General features: G+C 72.3%; 1 protein-coding gene. It reads right to left on the bottom strand.

All coding sequences use genetic code 11. The annotated features are described in order from the left end of the window. Positions 1-592 (bottom strand): S8 family serine peptidase (locus tag KUM32_RS42045; RefSeq protein ID WP_217146868.1); only part of this gene is annotated, 592 nt, incomplete at both ends.

The following is a 592-nucleotide window of genomic DNA, read 5'->3' as shown; positions in this document are numbered from 1 at the left end:
GTCGTGGAAGCGACCAGCGTGGCCTTGATCCGCTCACCGCTCCAGTCCGGGTGCTGCTGGGCCAGGATCGCCGCGGCGCCGGCGGCGTGCGGGGTGGACATGGAGGTGCCTGAGATGGCCACGTAACCGTCGGCGACCGGGGCGCCTTCGCCCGCGATGTCGCTGCCGGGCGCCGCCGCGGCGCCGATGTCCACACCGGGCGCGGTCACGTCGGGCTTGACGGCGCCGTCCCCCACCCGGGGACCCCTGCTGGAAAAGTTGGCCAGTTTGTCCGCCTTGTCCACGGCGCCCACGGTCAACGCAGCGTCCGCGCTGCCCGGGGAGCTGACGGTGCTGGAACCCAGCTCGCCCCCGTTGCCCGCGGCGATGGCGAAGAGGACGCCCTTCTCGGCCGAGAGCTTGTTGACCGCGGTCTCCAGCGGGTCGAGGCCGGGCTGGTCCGTCCCGCCGAGGCTGAGGTTGACCACGTCGGCCTTCTCGGCCGCCGCCCACTCCAGGCCCGCGACGATCCCGGAGTCGTCGCCGAAGCCCTCGTCGTTCAGGATCTTGCCATCGAGGATCTTCGCGCCGGAGGCGACGCCTCGATACTTGC

Source organism: Streptomyces sp. AC627_RSS907 (genome assembly GCF_019049165.1).
This window is presented reverse-complemented; position numbering and strand designations above follow the sequence as displayed.